The sequence below is a fragment of the Streptomyces sp. WMMB303 genome (assembly GCF_029351045.1).
Classification (GTDB): Bacteria; Actinomycetota; Actinomycetes; order Streptomycetales; family Streptomycetaceae; genus Streptomyces.
Genome location: NZ_JARKIN010000001.1, coordinates 4025160 through 4045579 on the forward strand (window position 1 = coordinate 4025160; position 20420 = coordinate 4045579).

Genomic DNA, 20420 nt, shown 5'->3' on the forward strand with positions numbered 1-20420 from the left:
GTGGCGCAAGTATGTCCTGTTGCCCGTCGTAGCCGGTCGTCCGGGTCACGCTCGTGCTTTCCGCTCGCTAGGATCCGGGGCAGATGTCCGGGCACGGGGCCCGGGGAGTGCGGTTGGGGTGAATGGTGAATACAGTTGTCGGTCGAGTCGTCCGTTTCGACGGTGCGCGGGGGTACGGGTTCATCGCCCCGGACCACGGGGGCGAGGACGTCTTCCTGCACGCGAACGACCTGATGATGCCGGAATCGTTCGTGCACTCCGGCGTCGCGGTGGAGTTCGAGATCGAGGACGGGGACCGGGGCCTGAAGGCCTCCTCCGTCCGGCTTCTGGACCGTTCGGACGCGCCCGGGCCGGAGACCGCTTCGCCCGCCGGGGGCCGGGTCCCGCACGGTCCGGCAGCCTCCCGCGGTGAGGACGGGGAGGATCCGATGTGCGATGTGCTCGGTGTCGCCGAGTACACCAGGGCGGTGACGGAGCTGCTGCTGGAGACGGCGCCGGAACTGACCGGCGCGCAGATCCTCGACATCCGTCGGCGCCTGGTGCAGTTCGGAAAGAGCCACGGCTGGGCCGAGGACTGACCGAGGCGGGTGCGGCCGCGACGGCCCACGCCGGGTCCGGCGCGATGTTGCGGGCGGCCCCCGGAGGCGTGGCGGCACGCCTGGCACGTGCCGCCACGGGGGCCGGCGGTGTCAGATACCGAAGGCGGCGGGGTAGCCGATGACCCCGGAGGGGACCGGCCCCGCCGCCGCGTCCAGGACGAGCGCCATCATGGCCTCGTCCGGAACCTCGACGGGGGCGCGGATCCCGAACCGGGAGGCCGGAAGGAACCCGAACCGCGGGTAGTACTCCGGATGCCCGAGGACGAGCACCAGGTTCTCACCGCGGTGCCGGGCCGCCTCCAACGCGGCCCGGATCGCTGCCGTACCGGCCCCGGTGCGCTGGTGAGGGGGCAGCACCGCGCACGGGGCCAGCGCGAGCGCGGGATGTCCGTCCACGTGGCAGCGGGTGAGCAGAGCCTGCCCTACCGGGGTGCCGTCGGGCGTCTCCGCCAGCAGGGAGAGCCCCTCGAGCCACGCGGCGGGATCGGCGCGCAGCGCGTCGACTAGCCCGGCCTCCTCGGACGTCGGAAAGGCCGCGAGGAGGATCCGGCGGATCGCCGCGGCGTCGGCGGCCGAGCCGGAGCGCTCGGGTCGGGTGGTGAAAGAGCCTGCGGAAGGCTGGGACAACGGGAACACCTTCTGTACGAGGGGTCCCGGTACTGCCGGCGCAGTCGCAGGGCACCAGGCCTCCGGCCGGAAGGCGCCCCGGTGCTCAGGCCGGAACCGGAACCGGGGAGAGGGGAACTGTCCGGACACCGCGCGAAGCGGTGTTCTGCACGGCAGTCATCAGCTCAGCTCCCTCGTCCTCGTACGGCGACCCCCGGTGATCGCCGCGCGGAACGCTAGCACAACTCCGGTACGAGGCCCCCGCTGCCCGGGGAGCCCGCCCCCGGTCCGCCGTGCCGGCGCGCGGACCGGGGACGGCGGACCGGATGGGCGGTGTCCCGGGCGGGTCAGTACCAGCCGTGCGCGTTGTGGAAGGCGAGTGCCGCCTGCCAGGAGCCGTACCGCTCCTTTACATAGCGCTCGGCGCCGGCGTGCTGTTCGGCGACCGTGCCCTTGCCCCAGGGCTGGTCGGTCTGGAACAGGCCGTGGTACTTGCCGTTCTGCGCGTTGGGGTTGCCGCTGGACTCCCGGCGGATGATCTCCGCCTTGGCCGCGCTCTCCGCCGTCGAAGCGCTCGGCGCGGTGGGAGCGCTGCTCCGCGGCGCCTGCTGCTCAGGACCGGATTCGTGCTGCTCGGGAGCGGATTCGTGCTGCTCGGGGGCGGGTTGCTGGTCCTGCGGCACCGAGTCCTGCCCGGCGCTGGACCCGGTCGCGCTACCCGGAGCCGCGGGGGCCGGCCCGGGTGCGGCCTCTTCGATCGTCAGCCGCTGCCCGGGGTAGATCCGGTCGGGGTCGGGAAGCGCGTTCCGCTCCGCGAGTTCCTGCCATCTGGTGCCGTGGCTCCGGGCCACCTCGGAGAGCGTGTCGCCGGGCCGCACCTGGTAGGTGGTGGTCGTGGGGTCCTGACGCTGCGCGGCCTCCGTGTGCGTGTGCGTGTCGGATGACTGCCCCTCCTGCGCGAAGGCAGGCGCGGCCGGAACGGCGACTGCGGCAGCCGTGAGGACGCCGAAGGTGGCGATCTTGGTCTTACGCATCTGAATCAAGTCCTTACCGTCGAGCCCGGAAGCTCTCTGTTGGGGTCAGAGGAAAGCCCGTCAGGGCCGTAGCAAACTCCGTCAGATGCCGTCCGGGCCGACGATCCGTTCTGCTTTGCCGATCTTTCACCCGTCCAGAGGTACCCGGCGTCCCCGATGGGCGGTACCTAGGCGGGGTTGGCCCGGAGCCAGTCCAGAACCTGCGCGGCGTGCCGGTCAGCGGGGAAGACGGGGTGGAAGACGTGCTCGATCACACCGGCGCGGACGATCAGGGTGAGTCGCCGGTAGAACAGCCGTCCCGCCACTTCGAGAAGCGGCATCCGCAGCACTCCCGCGAGGGCCAGCACCGGGTCGGAGAGCAGCCCGAACGGCAGCCGCAGCCGCTCGGCGAGCTCGCGCTGGCAGGGACTGTCCTGACCGGAGAGGCCGAGCACGCGAGACGCCCCGGTGGTGAGCAGCTCCGCATGCCGGTCCCGGAATCCGCGCGTCTCCTGGAGACAACCCGCCGCGCCGGGGACGGAGTCCCAGCCGTCGGGCAGCTCGCGGGGGTGTGCGGCGCGGGGAAAGGCATAGAGGACGGTACGCCCGGTGCCCAGCCGGTCCAGGGCGACCAGTCGGCCTTCGATGTGCGGGAGTTCCAGGTGGGGCAGCCGCGTTCCGGGAAGGTGATCGGCGGCACCGTCGTCCTCGGGTTCGGGGAGTCCCGCGGGCAGTCGCGTCAGGTCGTCCACGTGGTGTCCTTCCCCGTGCCGGGGTGCGTGCGGTGGGGTCTCCCGGAACGCTAGCCGCGCCCGCGCTCCACGGGCCGCACGGCTCCGGGCCCGTGCGGCCCGTGGAGCGGAACGGGCACCGAACGGGCGAGTGTTCGCCTCCAACGGTCGAAACCCTCTCGAGCACGGATGCGTCGTCGCTGCTCAGCAGCGACTTCGCGGACGGCGTCGACGGGCAGAAACGGGCACGATCTTCTCCGCCGGGAGGCTGGTCGTGCCGTGCGTGGCCCGGTACAACTCTCCACACGGGCAGGAACGGGCATGTCCGTGACCGAACGGAGAGGGGCGACGGGGCCATGAGCGCGGCGGAGCGGCAGCGGCAGATCGTCGGCGCGGCGCGGCGGCTGGGCTCCGTCGAGGTGGCCGCACTGGCGGCGGAACTGGGCGTGGCCAAGGAGACGGTCCGCCGCGACCTGCGGGTGCTGGAGGAGCACGGGCTGCTGCGCCGGACCCACGGCGGGGCCTATCCGGTGGAGAGTGCCGGGTTCGAGACGACTCTGGCCTACCGCACCACTATGCACGTGCCCGAGAAGCGGCGGATCGCCTCGGCCGCTGTCGAGCTGCTCGGGGACGCGGAGACGGTCTTCGTCGACGAGGGGTTCACCCCGCAGCTGATCGCCGAGGCGCTGCCCCGGGACCGGCGGCTGACCGTGGTGACGGCCTCGCTGCCGGTGGCACGGGTGCTGGCCGAGGAGGAGTTCACCGTGCTGCTGCTCGGCGGGCGGGTACGGGGCGGCACTCTGGCCACCGTCGAGCACTGGACGACGAAGATGCTCGCCGGGTTCGTCATCGATCTGGCCTTCGTGGGGGCCAACGGGATCTCCCGCGAGCACGGACTGACCACTCCGGACCCGGCGGTCAGCGAGGTCAAGGCGCAGGCCATGCGGGCCGCGCGGCGGCGGATCTTCGCCGGTCTGCACACCAAGTTCGGCGCGGTGAGCTTCTGCCGCTTCGCGGAGGTCGCCGACTTCGAGGCGCTGGTCACCTCGGTGAACCTGCCCGCTCCGGAAGCACACCGCTACGCGTTGCGGGGGCCGCAGGTCATCAGGGTCTGATCGGGCCCGCTGCTCAGCTCTTGTACGGGCGGCGATACCGCACGCCCACGTTCGACCGGAATATCACGATTCGCCAGGAGTTCATATGCGCTGTCAGAGCAGGCCGCAGGGCCGGATACGCAGCCGACCACATCGGTCCAAGGCCCTCAGGGCAGCCACCGCCGCCGCCACGGCGAGTGCGCTGCTCGCGCTGTCCGGCTGCGCCGGTGCGGGCAGCCTCGGCTCCGGCGGCGACACGATCAACGTGCTGATGGTGAACAACCCGCAGATGCTGGAGCTGCAGAAGCTCACCGCCGAGCACTTCACCGAGGAGACCGGCATCAAGGTCAAGTTCACGGTCCTCCCGGAGAACGACGTACGGGACAAGATCAGCCAGGACTTCGCCAACCAGGCCGGTCAGTACGACGTGGCGACGCTCAGCAACTACGAGACGCCGATCTTCGCCAAGAACGACTGGCTGCGCTCACTGACCCCCTACACCCGCAAGGACAAACGCTTCGACCAACAGGACATCCTCCCTCCGGTGCGCGAGTCGCTCAGCGGCGAGGACGGCCAGGTCTACGCCGAGCCGTTCTACGGCGAATCGTCCTTCCTGATGTACCGCAAGGACGTCTTCGCACGTGAGGGCCTGAAGATGCCCGAGCACCCCACCTGGCCGCAGGTGGCGAAGCTCGCCGCGCAGGTCGACGGCGCCCAGCACGGTATGAAGGGCATCTGCCTGCGCGGGCTGCCGGGCTGGGGCGAACTCGTCGCACCACTGACGACGGTGGTGAACACCTTCGGCGGGACCTGGTTCGACAAGGACTGGAACGCCCGGCTGGACGACCCCGCCTTCCGGAAGGCGACCAAGTTCTACGTGGACCTGGTACGCAAGCACGGCGAGTCCGGAGCCTCCCAGTCCGGGTACGCGGAGTGCCTCAACAACATGACCCAGGGCAAGACCGCCATGTGGTACGACGCCACGGCCGGGGCCGGATCACTGGAGGGCGCGAAGTCCAAGGTCAAGGGCAAGATCGGCTACGTCCCGGCGCCGGTGGTCGAGACCCGCAGCTCGGGCTGGCTCTACAGCTGGGCCTGGGGGATCCAGAAGGCGAGCCGGAACCCGGACAAGGCCTGGAAGTTCATCTCCTGGGCCTCCGGCAAGGAGTACGAGAAGTTGGTCGGTGAGAAGTTCGGCTGGGCCAACGTCCCCGCGGGCAAGCGGGCCTCCACCTACGAGCTGCCGGAGTACAAGAAGGCCGCCGGCGCCTTCCACGAGGTCACCCGGGAGGCCATCACCAAGGCAAGGCCCCGCGACCCGGGTGTGCAGAAGCGGCCCACGATCGGCATCCAGTTCGTGGACATCCCCGAGTTCGCCGACCTCGGGACGAAGGTCTCGCACGAGATCAGCGCTGCCATCGCGGGCCGTCAGTCGGTGGACGAGGCGCTGCGCAAGGCCCAGAAGCTGGCACAGGAGGTCTCCGACGACTACGAGGGGCGAGGGCGATGAGCACTCCGACCACCACTGCCCCGGGCGCGCACGACCGGAAGCGTCCGCCGGCCACCCAGGCAGCCGCCGCGCCGAAGGGTCCGCCCAACCGGCTGCGCGGCTGGGTCACCCGCGCGCCGCTGCTGCCCGCCCTGGTCTTCCTGATCATCGTCACCCAGTTGCCGTTCGCGGCCACCCTGGTGGTCTCGTTCTTCGACTGGAACGCGCTCTACCCCGAGGCCCGGTCCTTCGGCGGCTTCGCGAACTACCAGGAGGTGCTCAGCGATCCCGCGCTGCGCGACTCCGTGGTGACGACCGCGGTGCTGACCGCCGTCGTCGTACTGGTCAGCCTGGTGCTCGGGCTGCTGCTGGCGCTGCTGCTCGACCGCAGCTTCCGCGGGCGCGGCGTGGTGCGCACCCTGCTGATCGCACCGTTCCTGCTGGTGCCGGTGGCCGCGGCGCTGCTGTGGAAGCACGTGCTGTACAACCCCGAGTACGGGCTCTTCAACGGTGTGCTGAGCTGGCTGTTCGGGGACGACGCACCGCAACCGGAGTGGGTGGCCGAGATGCCGCTCGGCGCCGTGGAGATGGCGCTGATCTGGCAGTGGACGCCGTTCATGATGCTGATCCTGCTCGCCGGGCTGCAGAGCCGGCCCGCCGACTCGATCGAGGCCGCCCGGATCGACGGGGCCGGGGCCTGGCAGATCTTCCGCTACCTGACGCTGCCGCACCTGCGCCGGTATCTGGAGCTGGGGGCGCTGCTGGGATCGATCTACATCGTGCAGAACTTCGACGCCGTCTTCACCATCACCTCCGGCGGGCTGGGCACCGCCAACCTGCCGTACACCATCTACCAGACCTTCTACCAGGGCCATGAGTACGGCCTCGCCTCGGCCGCCGGCGTGCTCGTCGTCATCGGCTCCCTGGTCATCGCCACCCTCGCGCTGCGGGTGGTCTCGTCCCTCTTCCGCGAGGAGGTCCGCGCATGAGCGCCCTGACCGCAGACGCACCCGAGGCGGCGTCGTCCACCGCCGGGCCGAAGGCCGGCTCCGCCCCGCCCAGAAGCATCCGCCGCAAGAACACCGCGCTGGGCCTGCTGGCCTGGGTGTGCGGGCTGCTCTTCGTGCTGCCGATCGCCTGGATGGTGCTGACCTCGCTGCACTCGGAGTCGGACGCCGCCACCAACCCGCCGTCGCTGGCCGCCCCGCTGACGCTCGACGGCTACCGCGCCTTCTTCGACGCGGGCGGCGGCGCCGGGCCCTGGCCCGCGCTCGCCAACTCGCTGATGGCCTCGGTCTTCTCCACCCTGTTCGTACTGGTACTGGCGCTGCCCGCCGCGTACGCGCTGTCGATCCGGCCGGTGCGCAAGTGGCGCGACGTGCTGTTCTTCTTCCTGTCGACGAAGATGCTGCCGATCGTCGCCGGACTGCTGCCGATCTACCTGTTCGCGAAGAACACGTCGTTCCTCGACAACATCTGGCTGCTGGTCATCCTCTACACCTCGATGAACCTGCCGATCGCGGTGTGGATGATGCAGTCCTTCCTCGCCGAGGTGCCGCCCGCGCTGATCGAGGCGGCGCAGATCGACGGGGCGCGGCTGCCGACCGTCCTCTCCCGGGTGGTGGCGCCCGTCGCCGCGCCCGGGATCGCCGCCACCGCGCTCATCTGCTTCATCTTCTCCTGGAACGAGATGCTGTTCGCGCGGGTCCTGACGGGGGTCGTGGCGCAGACCGCGCCCGTCTTCCTGACCGGTTTCATCACCAGCCAGGGCCTGTTCCTGGCCAAGGTGTGCGCCGCGTCTCTCGTGATCTCCCTGCCGGTGCTCGCCGCGGGGTTCGCCGCCCAGGACAAGCTGGTCCAGGGCCTGTCGCTAGGAGCTGTCAAATGAAGGCCGCACTCGTCGAGTCGGTGGGCAAGGTGTCCCTGACGGAGGTTCCCGACCCGACCCCGGGCCCCCGCGAGGTGGTGGTGAAGGTCGCCGCATGCGGGCTGTGCGGCACGGATCTGCACATCAAGCAGGGCGAGTTCGCCCCCTCGCTGCCCCTGGTTCCCGGTCACGAGTTCGCCGGGGAAGTGGTGGCGCTGGGCAGCGGCGTCGACGAGCTGGCCGAGGGCGACCAGGTGGCCGTCGACCCCTCCCTGTACTGCCACGAGTGCCGCTACTGCCGCCGCGGCCACAACAACCTGTGCGACCGGTGGGCCGCGATCGGCGTGTCCACGGCGGGCGGCGCCGCCGAATACGCGGTGGCACCCGTGGCCAACTGCGTGCGGCTGCCCGAGCACGTGCGGACCCAGGACGCGGCACTCATCGAGCCGCTCTCCTGCGCGGTGCGCGGCTACGACGTGCTCCAGAGCCAGCTCGGGTCCCATGTGCTGATCTACGGTTCGGGGACGATGGGGCTGATGATGCTGGAGCTGGCCAAACGGACCGGCGCGGCGAGCGTGGAGGTCCTCGACCTGAACCCCGAACGGCTGGCGACGGCCCGTGGTCTGGGCTGCAGCGGCGCGGCGGCGACCGCCGAGGAACTCGACCGGCCCGGCGGCTGGGACCTGGTGGTGGACGCGACGGGCAACGCGGCCGCCATCCAGGACGGCCTGGGCCGGGTCGCGAAGGCGGGCACCTTCCTCCAGTTCGGCGTCTCCGACTATGCGACACGGGCCACCATCGAGCCGTACCGCATCTACAACCAGGAGATCACCATCACCGGTTCGATGGCCGTCCTGCACAGCTACGAGCGGGCCGCCGAGTTGTTCGCCGGCGGAATATTGGATCCGGAGGTGTTCATCTCCGACCGGATGCCGCTGGACTCCTATCCGGAGGCGCTGGACCGGTTCGCCGAGGGCAAGGGCCGCAAGATCGTGGTGGTGCCCTGAGGCGGTGCCGCTCCAGCCCGCCCGGGGGCGTGCGGTGCGGCGTCGCGTGCGCCTCGCCCTGCGGGGCGTGCGGTGCCGACGGCCGGGTGACGGCCGTACGACCGTCGGACCGGATACCGCCGGACTCCTGTCCGGTACCGCAGGTGCGATCACCGCCTCGACGTACCAGAAGGTCGTCAGGGCGGATCGCTCCGCCGAACGCGGGGCCGCTGCCGGCGCTCGTTGCCGATCACGGATGGGCTCGTTGAGGCAGGGCATCCGGGGCATCGGGCTCCGGGGCGAGAGAGGAGGACTCGTGCCACGGAAGAGCATCGCCCTGGCGGCGGCCGCCGCGGTGAGCAGCGTGCTGTTCGCGGCGGTTCCGGCCACCGCCGTGTCCCCCGCGCAGACGCGTGCCGGTGGACCGCCCTACCCGTACGCCGACTGCGTGAAGGAGGCGAAGCGGCAGACGAAGGGCACCGACCAGGCGGCCAGGTCCCTGTGCGACAAGCTCGTGAAGAAGGGGTGGATCAAGCCGCCCCGCGCCTGATCCGGCCCACGGGCCCCGCCGGACGGTTCACACACCGTCCGGCGGGGCTCTCTCCTGTCGTGACCGGCTGCTCCGCCTCCCGCCGCGACGGCCGCAGCACCGCAGATCCACTCGCCCCGCTCCGGCACGATGCGCGCAGGGGTCCCCGCGCCGGCCGCCTGACCGGGGTGCCAGGAGGAGAGTTCCGTGACCGTCTCAGGGCCCCGGCCCGTCCCCGATCCGCGCAGCCGCCCGGGCCTGCCGGAGCAGGAGGCACGCGGTCGAGGCGCTGCGCCGTGCGCGGGAGGAGCATGCCATCAGCGGCGGCGAGCCCAGCTTCAGCCGTGCGGGTCAAACGCCGGGACAAGTCCTTCCCGCTCGCCTCCTCCGAGTTGGCCGCGGCGCTCGGGAGCGGGTCCGCCGGGGGTGAGACCGGGCTGCCGGGCCAAGGCGACGAGAGAAGCGGCCCGCCCCGTACCGCCCCGGGCGTTCCGTCAGGCCCGGCCGGCCGGGCCCGCAGCAGTGGGTCGTCCGGAACGCTTCAGCCTCCGGTCCCGTTCCGCCGGGCCGCGCGGGAGGCGCGGGCACAGGAGGCCGACACCGCGCTGCGCAGCCATTCCGGCAGCGGCTCCTGGTGGGTCGCCCGGGTCAGCAGGCGGGCGACCTCCCGGAGCTTGGTGTTGGTCCGCTGCGAGGTGTCGACGAGTACCTGCCACGCCGTCTCGGGGCCGCAGCGCCCCGAAGCCATGATCACCCCGCGCGCCTGGTCGATCACGGGACGGCTGTCCAGTGCCTGCCGGAGTTGGGCCACCTCCTCCCGGAGCCGGTGGAGCTCGGCGAGCCGGCACGCCTCCTCCGCCCGGTCGCCGGCCCCGGACTCCGCACCGGCAGTCAGGGGTTCGCGGCCGGCGGTCCGGGGCTCTTCACCAGGGGCGACGGCCCTCTCGTCAGAAGGAGGAGAATGGGAGGTGTAGAAGGCTCCCTGGTTGGTCACCCGTAGCTCCATCCGAGCCGGTTCGGCCCAGGTGCCGGCGCGGTAGCGCCCCGGATCCGGCCTAGGCGGAGCCGGGCGCGCGCCCTGCCGCCCCGTGGCGAGTGGGAGAGCGGTCCCCGTGCCCGGGGTGGCGCCACGGCGAGATTCATCGTGCCTCCGGAGACAACTGTTGTCGTGTGACACATGTCTGCCCGTCCCGGCGGGGCGGTATGCCCACCTGTGAGATAGCGAACACCGGCGCACCCGTACCGTGGCGGGACGCCCTCCCGCCCGGGAGGACCACCGCCCCGTGACAGAGGAGCGCCGCCGTGACCCCGACCGAACCGCCCGTACTGGTCGAGAGGGACGGCTGCGTCGGCCGTCTCGTGCTCAACCGCCCGCGCGCGCTCAACGCCCTCGACCGGGAGATGGTCGACCGGCTCACCGAGGCACTGGACACCTGGGAACGGGACGACACAGTCACCGCCGTCGTCCTCAGCGGCGCGGGCGAGCGGGGGCTGTGTGCGGGCGGCGACATCCGCGGGATCCACGAGGACGTACGACAAGGCGGCGGCGCGGAGTCCGCACGGTTCTGGGCGGCGGAGTACCGCCTCAACGCCCGGATCGCCCGCTACTCCAAGCCGTACGTGGCGCTCATGGACGGCGTCGTGATGGGCGGCGGTGTCGGAGTGTCCGCGCACGGCAGCGTCCGCGTCGTCACCGAGCGGTCGCGGGTCGCCATGCCGGAGACGGGCATCGGCTTCGTCCCCGACGTGGGCGGCACCTGGCTGCTGTCGCGGGCGCCGGGCGAGCTGGGCACACACCTGGCACTGACCGCCGGGGCGGTGGGTGCGGCGGATGCGCTGCTGTGCGGACTGGCGGACCACTTCGTGCCCGCGGACCGGCTCGCGGACTTCGCCGCCTCGCTGGCCCGCACTCCGGCCGCGGACGCGGTGGCGCGGTACGCGACCACCCCGCCGGAATCCGAACTGGCCGGGCACCGGCCCTGGATCGACGCCTGCTACCGCTCCGACAGCGTCCCGGAGATCCTGGCGCGGCTGCGCGACCACGGCGGGACGGCGGCCAAGGAGGCGGCCGCGGCCGTCGAGTCGAAGTCCCCGACCTCCCTCAAGGTCACCCTCGCCGCGCTGCGCCGGGCCCGCGGCCTCTCCTCGCTGGAAGCGGCCCTGGAACAGGAGTACCGCACCTCCGTCGCCGCACTCTCCTCGCCCGACTTCGCCGAGGGCGTGCGGGCGCAGATCATCGACAAGGACCGCAACCCGCGCTGGTCGCCCGCCGCACTCGACGACGTCTCCGAGGAGGAGGTGGCGCGGCACTTCGCGCCGCCGAAGAGCGGCGACCTGGGACTCGGCGTGCGATTCTGACGCTTTCTGCGGGCATATTCTGATGGCCCATGAGCTACCCGTGCGTTCCTCACGTCACGTTCGTGACAGAACTGACTACACATTCCCCTCACACATGCTGCACGCTTGATCCCGTGCTTCCGAGGGGAGGGGAACGATGGACAAGCGGTATGAGATTTTCTGTCTCGCGGACCCGTATTTCTACGAAACACCCGACCGCTTGTCGGACTCCGCGTCACGCGCCGCGACAGACGACGCGGGAAGGCGGTCCGACGAGTCGGCCGCCGACCGTTCCGCGGATCCGGGTGCATTTCCGGTAGCGTGCCGCCCCGTCCCCGCCGGCTGGCGGCAGACCCGGTCCGGCGACTGGCTGGAGCTGCGCCCGGTGGCAGGGGAATTCCCGTTGCAGGGCTGGAAGATTCACGCCTCGGCAACTCTCGACAACGCGGACGAGATCGGCACGGCGATCTGGGACCACTGCGTACCCCGCGGAATTCCCTTCAAATTCGTGCCGCACCGCACCCTCCTGTACCTGCGCAACGCCAAATACGCCGGACGCGGCACGAGCGGCAAATTCGCCACGATATACCCGGCCGACGAGAAACAACTCGAGGATATTCTGCGTGAGCTGGGCGAGAGCCTGGCGGGCCGGCCGGGGCCCTACATCCTGACCGATCTGCGCTGGCGCACCGGACCGCTGTACGTGCGGTACGGCGGCTTCGCACCGCGCTTCTGCGTCGACGGCCAGGGCAGGCTCGTACCGGCGGTGGAGGACGCGCAGGGCCGGCTCGTCCCGGACCGCAAGGACCCCGCCTTCCGGGTGCCCGAAGGGGTGACGCTGCCCGCCTTCCTCCAGCCGGAGCTGGCGGCGCGCGACGCGGCCACCGTGCGGGACCTGCCCTACCGGATCGAGCGGGCGCTGCACTTCTCCAATGGCGGCGGCGTGTACGGCGGTGTCGACACCCGGGACGGGAGCCGGGTCGTGCTCAAGGAGGCCCGGCCGCACGCCGGACTCGCCGCCGACGGCGCCGACGCGGTGGCGCGGCTGGAGCGCGAGAAGGCCGCGCTCGACCGGCTCGCCGGGCTGCCGGTGGTACCGGCCGTCCGGGACTGGTTCGAGCTGGACGGACACCGGTTCCTCGTGATGGAGGAGCTCGCGGGGCAGACTCTCAACTCCTTCTTCGCCAGACGCCATCCGCTGCTGAGCTCCGACCCCGACCCGGAAGCACTCGCCCGGCACACCGAGTGGGCGCTGCGCATGCACCGACTGGTGGAGGACGTCGTCGCGGCGGTGCACGAGCGGGGCATCGTCTTCAACGACCTGCACATGTTCAACATCATGGTGGCGCCCGACGAGCAGTCCGTCGCACTGCTGGACTTCGAGGCGGCCGCACCCGCCGAGGACGACCCGCGCCAGATCGTCGCCCACCCCGGATTCATCGCCCCGGCCGACCGCGCACGCTACGAGATCGACCGCTACGCACTGGCGTGCCTGCGGCTCGCGCTGTTCGTCCCGATGACGACACTGCTGGCAGTCGACCGCTCCAAGGCGGCGCACCTGGCCGAGATCGCCGCCGAGCAGTTCCCCGGCATCCCGCGGGAGTTCCTGGCCGAGGCCGTCGCCACCATCGAAGGCACCGGTACCGGCAGCACCCCCGCCGCACCCTTCGGCACCCGGTCCCCCGCGGCTCCCGCGCCCGAGGACTGGCCTGCGGCCCGCGACGCGATGGTGCGGGCGATCCTCGCCTCGGCCACCCCCGAGCGCGACGACCGGCTCTTCCCCGGCGACGTCGCGCAGTTCAACGACGGCGGAGGGCTCGGACTGGCGCACGGCGCCGCCGGAGTGCTGCACGCACTCGCGGAGACGGGCGCCGCCCGCTTCCCGGAGGGCGAGGAATGGCTGCTGCGGCACACCGACCCGCCGCCGCGCGGCACCCCGCTGGGGCTCTACGACGGACTGCCCGGAGTCGCCTGCGTACTGGCCCGCTTCGGCCACACCAAGCGGGCGCTGGAGCTGACCGAGCGGGTGCTGGACGAGAAGTGGCAGCGACTGGGCAGCTCACTGCACGGCGGCCTCGCCGGTCTCGGTCTCGCGCTGGAGCAGCTCGCGGACGACACCGGTGAGCGGCGGCTGCACTCGGCCGCCGTCGAAGCAGCCCGGTTGCTGGCGCGGCGGCTGGACGAACCCGACGACGGCACCCGCGGAGTCAACCGGGCCGGACTGCTGCACGGTGCCACCGGATCCGCGCTGCTGTTCCTGCGGCTGTACGAGCGGCACGGCGACCCCGCGCTGCTCGACCTGGCGGACCGCGCGCTCGCCCGCGACCTGGCGCACTGCGTCCGGGACAGCGCGGGGACCTGGCAGGTCGACGAGGGCAGCCGGGTGATGCCGTACCTGGGTGCGGGCAGCGTGGGCATCGGCATGGTGCTCGACGACTTCCTCGGCCACCGGCCGGACCACGAGGGCTTCGCGACCGCGCGGGAGGGCATCCTGCCCGCGGCACGGATGCGCTACTACGCGCAGCCCGGGCTCTTCCAGGGCCGCGCCGGGATGCTGCTGCACCTCAGCCGGACCACCGCGCCCGGTGTCACCGAAGCCGACCGGACGGCGCAGCTCACCGGACTCGGCTGGTACGGGATGACGTATCAGGAGGGACTCGCCTTCCCCGGCGACCAGATGATGCGGCTCTCGATGGACCTGGCGACGGGCACCGCGGGCTGCCTGCTCGCCACGGGTGCCGCCGTCGGCACCGGGCCCGGCGGGGTCTCGCCGAGCCTGCCGTTCCTGGCACCACCGGCGCACCGCAGCGCCACACCGCCGTCCGGAGCGGCCGCGCGCGACAACGCGCCGGCGCCCGGCGGCCCACAGACCGGCCTCCGGGGCGGGGGCCGTACCGAAGCACAACCGTCCCTGTAACACACAACCCAACACCCCGATAGGGAAGGAAACATCATGGCCCTTCTGGACCTGCAGACCATGGAGCCCGAGGAGCGCACCGGCGGCGGCGACGACAGCAGCGCCAGCCTCCTCCTGTGCGACAAGCTCAGCTCCCACAGCGCGCTTCTGTGCCTGTGACCGGGTGACTCACGCACCCAGTGCTCCCGGGCGGGGTTCTGCCCCCGCCCGGGGGCACTCCCCTGTCTCCGGGCCGCCGGCCGGCCCGGTCCGCCGCACTCCCGCGGACCGGCTGCTGCTCGCCGCGGGACGGCCGCACCTGTGGCGCACCCTGGCGCTGTTCGCCACGGCGACCGGCGCTGCGCTCGCCGCGCTCGCACTGCCCGCGGCCCTCGGCCGCACCCTCGATCTGCTGCTGGCCGGCGGGGTGGCAGACGAAGCCGAAGCGGGCCGCTGGCTCGCCTGCTGCGCAGCGCTGACCGCCGTCTCGGTGGCGTTGGACGCGGCCGACACCGTGCTGACCGGAACTCTCACCTCCCGCACCACGGCTCGGCTGCGCACCCGGCTGGCCGGCCATCTGCTCGCGATGGGACCGCACCGTGCGGGCCGCTTCAGCCACGGGGACCTGGTCACCCGCTGCACCGGAAACGCCGCCCACGCGGGCACGGCGCCCGGCAGCGTCGCCTCGGCGCTGGCCGCGCTGGTCACCCCGGTGGGTGCGCTCGCGGCCCTCGCGGTGCTCGACCTGCGGCTGGCCGCCGTCTTCGTCGCCGGCACCCCGCTGCTGGTGCTGCTGCTGCGCGCGTTCTCCCGCTCCTCGACCGACTGCGTGACCCGCTACCAGGAGGCCCAGGCGCAGCTCGCCGGTCGGCTCGTGGAGGCACTGACCGGAGCCCGCACCATCGCGGCCGGCGGTCTGCGCGAACGTGAACAGGCCCGGGTACTGGAACCGCTGGCCCGGCTGTCCGCGCACGGCCACCGGATGTGGCACGTCCAGGGCCGGGCGACCGCGCAGGCCGCCGTGCTGGTGCCGCTGCTCCAGGTCGCAGTGGTCGCGGTCGGCGGACTGCTGCTGAGCCAGGGGGCGCTGAGCGTGGGCGGTCTGGTGGCCGCCGCCCGGTACGCGGTGCTGGCGGCGGGCGTCGGAACCCTCGTCGGGCAGCTCAACGCGCTGGTACGCGGCCGTACCGCGGCACGGCGGCTGGCGGAGGTCCTGGAGGTGCCCGCCATGGCGACAGGGCATCGGGCGGCCCCGGAGCACGCCGCGGGCGGCGCACCCGGACGGCTGGAACTGCGCGGTGTGCGCGCCTCCTACGCGGGTGAGCCGGTGCTGCACGGCGTGGACCTGGAGGTGCCCGGCGGCGCCACGGTCGCGGTGGTCGGCCGGTCGGGAGCGGGCAAGTCGCTGCTGGCGGCCGTGGCCGGACGGCTCGCCGAACCGGATGCCGGGCAGGTGCTGCTGGACGGTACCGACCTGGCCGAGCTGGATCCGGCGGCCCTGCGGCAGGTCGTCGGCTTCGCCTTCGAACGCCCGGTGCTCTTCGGCTCCACGGTCGGCGACGCGCTCGCGGCCGGGATCCCCGCCGGATGCGAGGGGCGCGAGGCCCGGGTCCGCGCGGCGGCCCGCGCGGCCTGCGCCGACGGGTTCGTGCGGACCCTGCCGCACGGCTATGACACGCCCTGCGCGCAGGCCCCGCTCTCCGGCGGCGAGATCCAGCGGCTGGGGCTGGCCCGCGCGCTCGCCCAGGACAGTCGGGTGCTCGTGCTGGACGACGCCACCTCCAGCCTGGACACGGTGACCGAATGGAAGGTGACCCAGGCGCTGGCGGACGCGGGCGGCCCCGGCGGGGCACGGACCCGGCTGGTCGTCGCGCACCGCGCCTCGACCGCCGCCCGCGCGGACCTGACCGCCTGGCTGGACGGTGGCCGGATCCGTGCGCTGGCTCCGCACCGGCAACTGTGGGAACAGCCCGGCTACCGGTCCCTCTTCGGCAGCGGGAGCGACGATGACTGAGCCCGCGGCGGCACACCCCGGGGCAGCCCCGGTGGAGGCGGTCGGCACCGGGGCCGCGGCCCGGCAGGCACCGCACCGGCGAGGCCGGCACCGGGCGCCGCGCGGACTCGGACGGGCCGGGATGCGTTTCCTGCTGCGGCGCCCGCGGGTGCTGCTGGGGCTGGCAGGCTGGTCGGTGCTGGAGGCGGCGCACACCTTCGCACTGGGATTCGCCCTCGCACGGGCCCTGGACGACGGCTTCCTGGCGGACCACCCGGCCGTGGGCCTGGGATGGCTGGGCGTCGCCGCCGCCGGGCTGGTCGTGGGGGCCTGGGGCACGGCACGGGTCTACCGGCAGGTCGCGGCGCTCGCCGAACCGCTGCGGGACGAACTGGTGCGCCGCGTGGTGGGCCGCGGGCTGTACGAGGCCGTGGCCGCCGCCGGGGCTCCGGGGCGGGCCGCGGACGACGCCGCGGGTACCGGACTCGTCTCCCGGTTGACGCACCAGGTGGAGATCGCCCGGGACAGCTTCGCGGGGCTGGTGATGGTCTCGCGCTCGTTCCTGTTCACCGTGATCGGCGCGGTCTCCGGGCTCCTGGCCCTGGCGCCGGTACTGCTGCTGGTCGTCGTACCGCCTCTGGTGGCCGGGCTCGCGGTGTTCGCGGGGACGCTGGGTCCGCTCGCCCGCCGGCAGCGGGACTTCCTGGTGGCGGACGAGGAACTGGCGCGGGAGGCGGGCACGACGGTGCGGGCGCTGCGGGACGTGACCGCCTGCGGGGCCCAGGAGCCGGTGCGACGATCCGTGATGGAGAAGGTGACGGTGGAGCGACAGACCGCCGACGCGCTCGCGCACTGGGGAGTGGCCCGGGCGCTGGCGCTGGGCCTGGGCGGACGGCTGCCCGTGGTGCTGCTGCTGGTGCTCACCCCGTGGCTGCTGCGGCAGGGCGTGAGCGCCGGGGCGCTGGCCGGGGCGCTCACCTACCTCACCCAGGCGCTGCTGCCCGCGCTGCAGAGCCTGGTGCACGGCCTGGGCGGAGCCGGAGCCCGCTTCGCGGTGGTGATCGGCCGGCTGCGGGAAGGAGCACCGGACGGGCCGCCGGCCGCGGGCCCGCAGACGCCCGGCGTACCCGGGGCCCGAGCGGCGGCCGCCCCCCGCGGAGCGCGCCGCGCGGCTCCCGCGCTGGAGCTGCGGGGGGTCACCTTCGCCTACGGCCCGGCGGCCGAGCCGGTACTCGCCGGGCTCGATCTGACGGTCCCCGCGGGCGGGCGGCTGGCGGTCGTCGGCCCCAGCGGTGCGGGAAAGTCCACGCTGGCCCTGCTGGTGGCCGGAGTGCTGCGGCCGTCGGGCGGCGAGATCAGGCTGCACGGCAGACCGGCCCTGCCGCCGCTGCCGGAGGGGGCTCCGCAGCCGGCCCGCCGGCCGCCCCCAGCGGTGGAGCAGCGGGTACTCATCCCCCAGGAGTCCTACGTCTTCACCGGCAGCGTGCGGGAAAACCTGAGCTGCCTGCTGCCGGACGGCGCTGCCGTGCCGGGACCGGCGCTGCTGGACGCCGCCGAGGCGGTGGGGGCGGACGCGCTCGTGCGGCGGTTGGGCGGGATCGAGGGGCCGGTGGACCCGGCGGCGCTCTCGGCGGGTGAGCGGCAGCAGCTCGCGCTGGCCCGCTCCTATCTGTCGCCGGCCCCGCTGGTCGTCCTGGACGAGGCGGGCAGCCATCTGGACCCCGCTGCCGAGGAGGTGGCCGAGCGCGCCTTCATCCGGCGCGGCGGGGCGCTGATGGTGATCGCGCACCGGATCAGCTCGGCCCTCCGTGCCGACCGGGTGCTGGTGCTGGACGGCGAGCGTACCTGCTGCGGGACCCATGCCGAGCTGCTGGAGCGCTCCGGGCTCTACCGGGACCTGGCAGCGGGCTGGGCTCCGCCCTCGCGGGTGTGACGGCACGGCCCCTCGGGTACGGCCGGGACGGCGTTCCGCTGCGGGGCGCGGACGGCGCTCCCCGCGCTCCGCTGCTCCCGTCAGAGCCAGCCGGCTCCCTGGGAGATGCGGATGGCGTCCACCCGGTTGCGTGCGCCCGTCTTCCGCGTGATGGCGGACATGTAGTTGCGAACGGTACCGGTGGAGAGCCCCAGATGCCGGGCGATCTCGCCGACGGACGCGCCTTCGGCCGCCGCCGAGAGCACGGTCAGTTCCCGTTCGCTCAGCGGGGCTTCCGAGGCGCGTAAGAAGGTGCCGGCGAGCGCGTTGTCGACGAAGCGCTCGCCGGCGGCGACTCTTCGTATGCCGGTCACCAGTTGCTCGGGCAGCGCGTCCTTGCACACGAATCCGCGCGCTCCCACGTCCAGCGCGCGCCGCAGGGCTCCAGGGCAGTGCTGGCTCACCAGCACCAGCAGCCGCTGGGTCGCGTCGGCGGTCCGTGCGGCTCCGGTCCGGGAGTACCCCGCCAGCTCGTCCAGCGGCGACCGCTTGGTCACATCGGCGTCCACGACGCACACGTCGGCGGTCAGCGTCCGCGCCAGCCGCATCGCGTCCTTGGCGGGTGCGGCCTCGATGGCCATGTCGGGCTCCCGGCCGACCAGAGCGGCCAACGCGCAGCGGAGTATGCGGACATCGTGCACCAGCAGTACCCGGATCACTCTTGGTCCCCCCTAGATGCCGGATCGCCTCACGGATGACAGGCGCAACTCCATACATACAAGCTCATAGGAGCGAAGAGGCACACAGTTTTGGCCACACCTTGAGATCAAACGTGTGCGATGTGTTATGGGGGCGCGTTAAGGGGTGCGTTCAGCGCGCGGACGCAGGCCGTACGCCCCCTCCCCCTCCGTCTCCTGCCGCGTGCCCACCCCGGGTGCCGTCTCCGTCCGCTCCCCCCGGGGGGAGCCGCTTCTCCCCCGGCTCACATCTCGTCCTCGTCCACCGCCCGCAGAGCGCGCTCCTCGGGAGAGAGCCCCTCGCTCTCCCCCTCCTCCCGGCCATAGACGTCCTGGCGGCGGGGCGGCGCCGCCTCGAGGTCGGCGCGGAGCGCTCCCGCGAGATCGTCGGGCGGACCGGAGACCACTTTCCCCTCGGACTCCTCGGGCTCTTCCTCCGCGAGCCGCTCGTCCAGCGACTCGCCCGCACGCATCTCCGCCGGAGTGGGAGCGGCGCGCGTCACGGCGGTCGGAGTGTCGCCGGGTACCGCCTCCTGCTGCGGGTCGCTGGACCGCTGCTGCATCGGCGCTCCGTCCTGCAGGTCGGGGATGCCCTCGTCCTCGGGTTCGGCGCCCGGGTCGGCGGGGCCCGCGTGCTCCTGCTCGGCCTCGGCCTGCGGGGTCAGGAACGAGGTGTCGAACCCGCCGCCCTCGTCCCCGGCGACGCGCGGCGGAGGATCGGACTCCACGGGCGGTTGCCAGTGGCCGCGCTCCAGGCGCTCACCCGGCTCCCGGCCCGCCACGGGACCGGGCCGCAACTCGGCGGCGTCCTCGATGGTGACGTCCTCCTCCGCGGGAATGTCCCTGCCGTCTCCCGTCATGGCGGCCTCCTCTCGTGGGGGACCCACGGCGGGTACCCCCGGGGCACCGCGGCTACGCGGGGCCGTGCCCAGGACGCGCCGGAGCAGAGCCAGAGCGCAGCAGGCCGCGCCGCTGCTCGGGAAGCGCGGCCGGTGGACCGCTCACGACCGGCCGTCCTCCCGGGTCCACTCCTCGGTCGCTTCCCGGGCGACCTGCTTGAGGGTGCGGTCGCTGCGGGCCGAGCGGACGCGCCACGGGTCGGGCGTACCGCGCGCGGAGGCGTGCCGGTCGTTCTTCTTGACCAGCAGCCACGCCTCGCGCTCGCCGTCCTCCCCGCCGCGGAAGCGGGAGAGGGCCCAGTCGCCCCGCAGCTTGCCGTCGTGCGTGCGGAAGGAGATGTGCCCCTTCTCCAGCGCCTTGCCGAAGTCACTGGAGAGCGGCTCGTAGGTGCCCTCGTCCCAGACCAGGACCGGCCCGGCACCGTACTCTCCCGCCGGGATGACGCCCTCGAAGGTGCGGTACTCCAGCGGATGGTCCTCGGTGGGCATGGCCAGCCGTTTGTCGTGCGGATCCGTGGAGGGGCCCTTGGGCACCGACCAGGACTTGAGTACGCCGTCCCACTCCAGCCGGAAGTCGAAGTGCAGCCGGGTCGCGTCGTGGATCTGCACCACGTAGCGCGGCCGACCGCCGCTCTCCGACGGCCCGCCCGCCGGCTCCGCCGTCCGGTCGAAGCGCCGCTTGCCGCGGTAGGTCCGCAGCGCGTCGTCCTCGCCACTCATGCCTGGTCCTCG

19 protein-coding genes are annotated in these 20420 nt (G+C 72.9%); 12 read left to right on the forward strand and 7 right to left on the reverse strand.

Annotated features, from left to right (window positions below; translation table 11 throughout):
* Positions 1-122: 122 nt before the first annotated feature.
* The gene (locus P2424_RS17930) at positions 123-578 is read left to right on the forward strand and encodes a cold shock domain-containing protein (RefSeq protein WP_276476753.1); all 456 of its coding nucleotides are present in this window, start codon (positions 123-125) and stop codon (positions 576-578) included.
* Between the two features lie 111 nt (positions 579-689).
* On the opposite strand, the gene P2424_RS17935 is transcribed toward P2424_RS17930, so the two are convergent.
* From P2424_RS17935 to P2424_RS17945, 3 genes are all read right to left on the reverse strand, one after another.
* Complete coding sequence (locus P2424_RS17935; protein WP_276476754.1) at positions 690-1226, reverse strand: N-acetyltransferase; 537 nt, start codon at positions 1224-1226, stop codon at positions 690-692.
* 326 nt (positions 1227-1552) lie between these two features.
* Positions 1553-2239 (reverse strand): LysM peptidoglycan-binding domain-containing protein, encoded by a 687-nt coding sequence (locus tag P2424_RS17940; RefSeq protein WP_276476755.1) that lies wholly within the window; start codon positions 2237-2239, stop codon positions 1553-1555.
* Between the two features lie 167 nt (positions 2240-2406).
* Entirely contained in the window at positions 2407-2970 is a 564-nt protein-coding gene (locus tag P2424_RS17945; protein WP_276476756.1) for a peroxiredoxin, read from the reverse strand.
* 335 nt (positions 2971-3305) lie between these two features.
* On the opposite strand from P2424_RS17945, the gene P2424_RS17950 reads away from it, so the two are divergent.
* The 6 genes from P2424_RS17950 to P2424_RS17975 all read left to right on the forward strand — a co-directional run bounded on the left by P2424_RS17950 (position 3306) and on the right by P2424_RS17975 (position 8935).
* Positions 3306-4064 carry a DeoR/GlpR family DNA-binding transcription regulator gene (locus P2424_RS17950; protein ID WP_276476757.1) on the forward strand — a complete coding sequence of 253 codons (759 nt, stop codon included), beginning with the start codon at positions 3306-3308 and terminating at the stop codon, positions 4062-4064.
* 85 nt (positions 4065-4149) lie between these two features.
* Positions 4150-5553 (forward strand): sugar ABC transporter substrate-binding protein, encoded by a 1404-nt coding sequence (locus P2424_RS17955; RefSeq protein ID WP_276476758.1) that lies wholly within the window; start codon positions 4150-4152, stop codon positions 5551-5553.
* The gene (locus tag P2424_RS17960; protein WP_276476759.1) at positions 5550-6521 is read left to right on the forward strand and encodes a sugar ABC transporter permease; all 972 of its coding nucleotides are present in this window, start codon (positions 5550-5552) and stop codon (positions 6519-6521) included. Before P2424_RS17955 ends, P2424_RS17960 begins: the two co-directional genes overlap by 4 nt.
* Entirely contained in the window at positions 6518-7420 is a 903-nt protein-coding gene (locus P2424_RS17965) for a carbohydrate ABC transporter permease (protein WP_276476760.1), read from the forward strand. The genes P2424_RS17960 and P2424_RS17965 overlap by 4 nt, the downstream gene beginning before the upstream one ends.
* Entirely contained in the window at positions 7417-8406 is a 990-nt protein-coding gene (locus P2424_RS17970) for a zinc-dependent alcohol dehydrogenase family protein (protein WP_276476761.1), read from the forward strand. Before P2424_RS17965 ends, P2424_RS17970 begins: the two co-directional genes overlap by 4 nt.
* A 295-nt stretch (positions 8407-8701) precedes the next feature.
* Positions 8702-8935, forward strand: coding sequence for a hypothetical protein (locus P2424_RS17975; RefSeq protein ID WP_276476762.1), 234 nt, complete (start codon positions 8702-8704; stop codon positions 8933-8935).
* Between the two features lie 520 nt (positions 8936-9455).
* On the opposite strand, the gene P2424_RS17980 is transcribed toward P2424_RS17975, so the two are convergent.
* The gene (locus tag P2424_RS17980) at positions 9456-9908 is read right to left on the reverse strand and encodes an ANTAR domain-containing protein (protein ID WP_276476763.1); all 453 of its coding nucleotides are present in this window, start codon (positions 9906-9908) and stop codon (positions 9456-9458) included.
* A 308-nt stretch (positions 9909-10216) separates the two neighbouring features.
* On the opposite strand from P2424_RS17980, the gene P2424_RS17985 reads away from it, so the two are divergent.
* The 5 genes from P2424_RS17985 to P2424_RS18005 all read left to right on the forward strand — a co-directional run bounded on the left by P2424_RS17985 (position 10217) and on the right by P2424_RS18005 (position 18073).
* Positions 10217-11272, forward strand: a complete 1056-nt coding sequence (locus P2424_RS17985; protein ID WP_276476764.1) for an enoyl-CoA hydratase/isomerase family protein — start codon at positions 10217-10219, stop codon at positions 11270-11272.
* Between the two features lie 136 nt (positions 11273-11408).
* Positions 11409-14168, forward strand: a complete 2760-nt coding sequence (lanKC, locus tag P2424_RS17990; protein WP_276476765.1) for a class III lanthionine synthetase LanKC — start codon at positions 11409-11411, stop codon at positions 14166-14168.
* 36 nt (positions 14169-14204) lie between these two features.
* Positions 14205-14327, forward strand: coding sequence for a SapB/AmfS family lanthipeptide (locus P2424_RS17995; RefSeq protein ID WP_019359195.1), 123 nt, complete (start codon positions 14205-14207; stop codon positions 14325-14327).
* 4 nt (positions 14328-14331) lie between these two features.
* Complete coding sequence (locus P2424_RS18000) at positions 14332-16161, forward strand: ABC transporter ATP-binding protein (RefSeq protein ID WP_276476766.1); 1830 nt, start codon at positions 14332-14334, stop codon at positions 16159-16161.
* Entirely contained in the window at positions 16154-18073 is a 1920-nt protein-coding gene (locus P2424_RS18005) for an ABC transporter ATP-binding protein (RefSeq protein ID WP_346660101.1), read from the forward strand. Before P2424_RS18000 ends, P2424_RS18005 begins: the two co-directional genes overlap by 8 nt.
* 80 nt (positions 18074-18153) lie before the next feature.
* Here the strand turns inward: P2424_RS18005 and P2424_RS18010 are convergent, their stop codons facing one another.
* From P2424_RS18010 to P2424_RS18020, 3 genes are all read right to left on the reverse strand, one after another.
* Complete coding sequence (locus tag P2424_RS18010; protein WP_276476767.1) at positions 18154-18771, reverse strand: response regulator transcription factor; 618 nt, start codon at positions 18769-18771, stop codon at positions 18154-18156.
* A 263-nt stretch (positions 18772-19034) separates the two neighbouring features.
* Positions 19035-19649 carry a DUF5709 domain-containing protein gene (locus tag P2424_RS18015; RefSeq protein WP_276476768.1) on the reverse strand — a complete coding sequence of 205 codons (615 nt, stop codon included), beginning with the start codon at positions 19647-19649 and terminating at the stop codon, positions 19035-19037.
* Between the two features lie 141 nt (positions 19650-19790).
* A complete protein-coding gene (locus P2424_RS18020; protein ID WP_276476769.1) occupies positions 19791-20408 on the reverse strand; it encodes a DNA polymerase ligase N-terminal domain-containing protein in 618 nt (205 codons plus the stop codon).
* Positions 20409-20420: the final 12 nt, after the last annotated feature.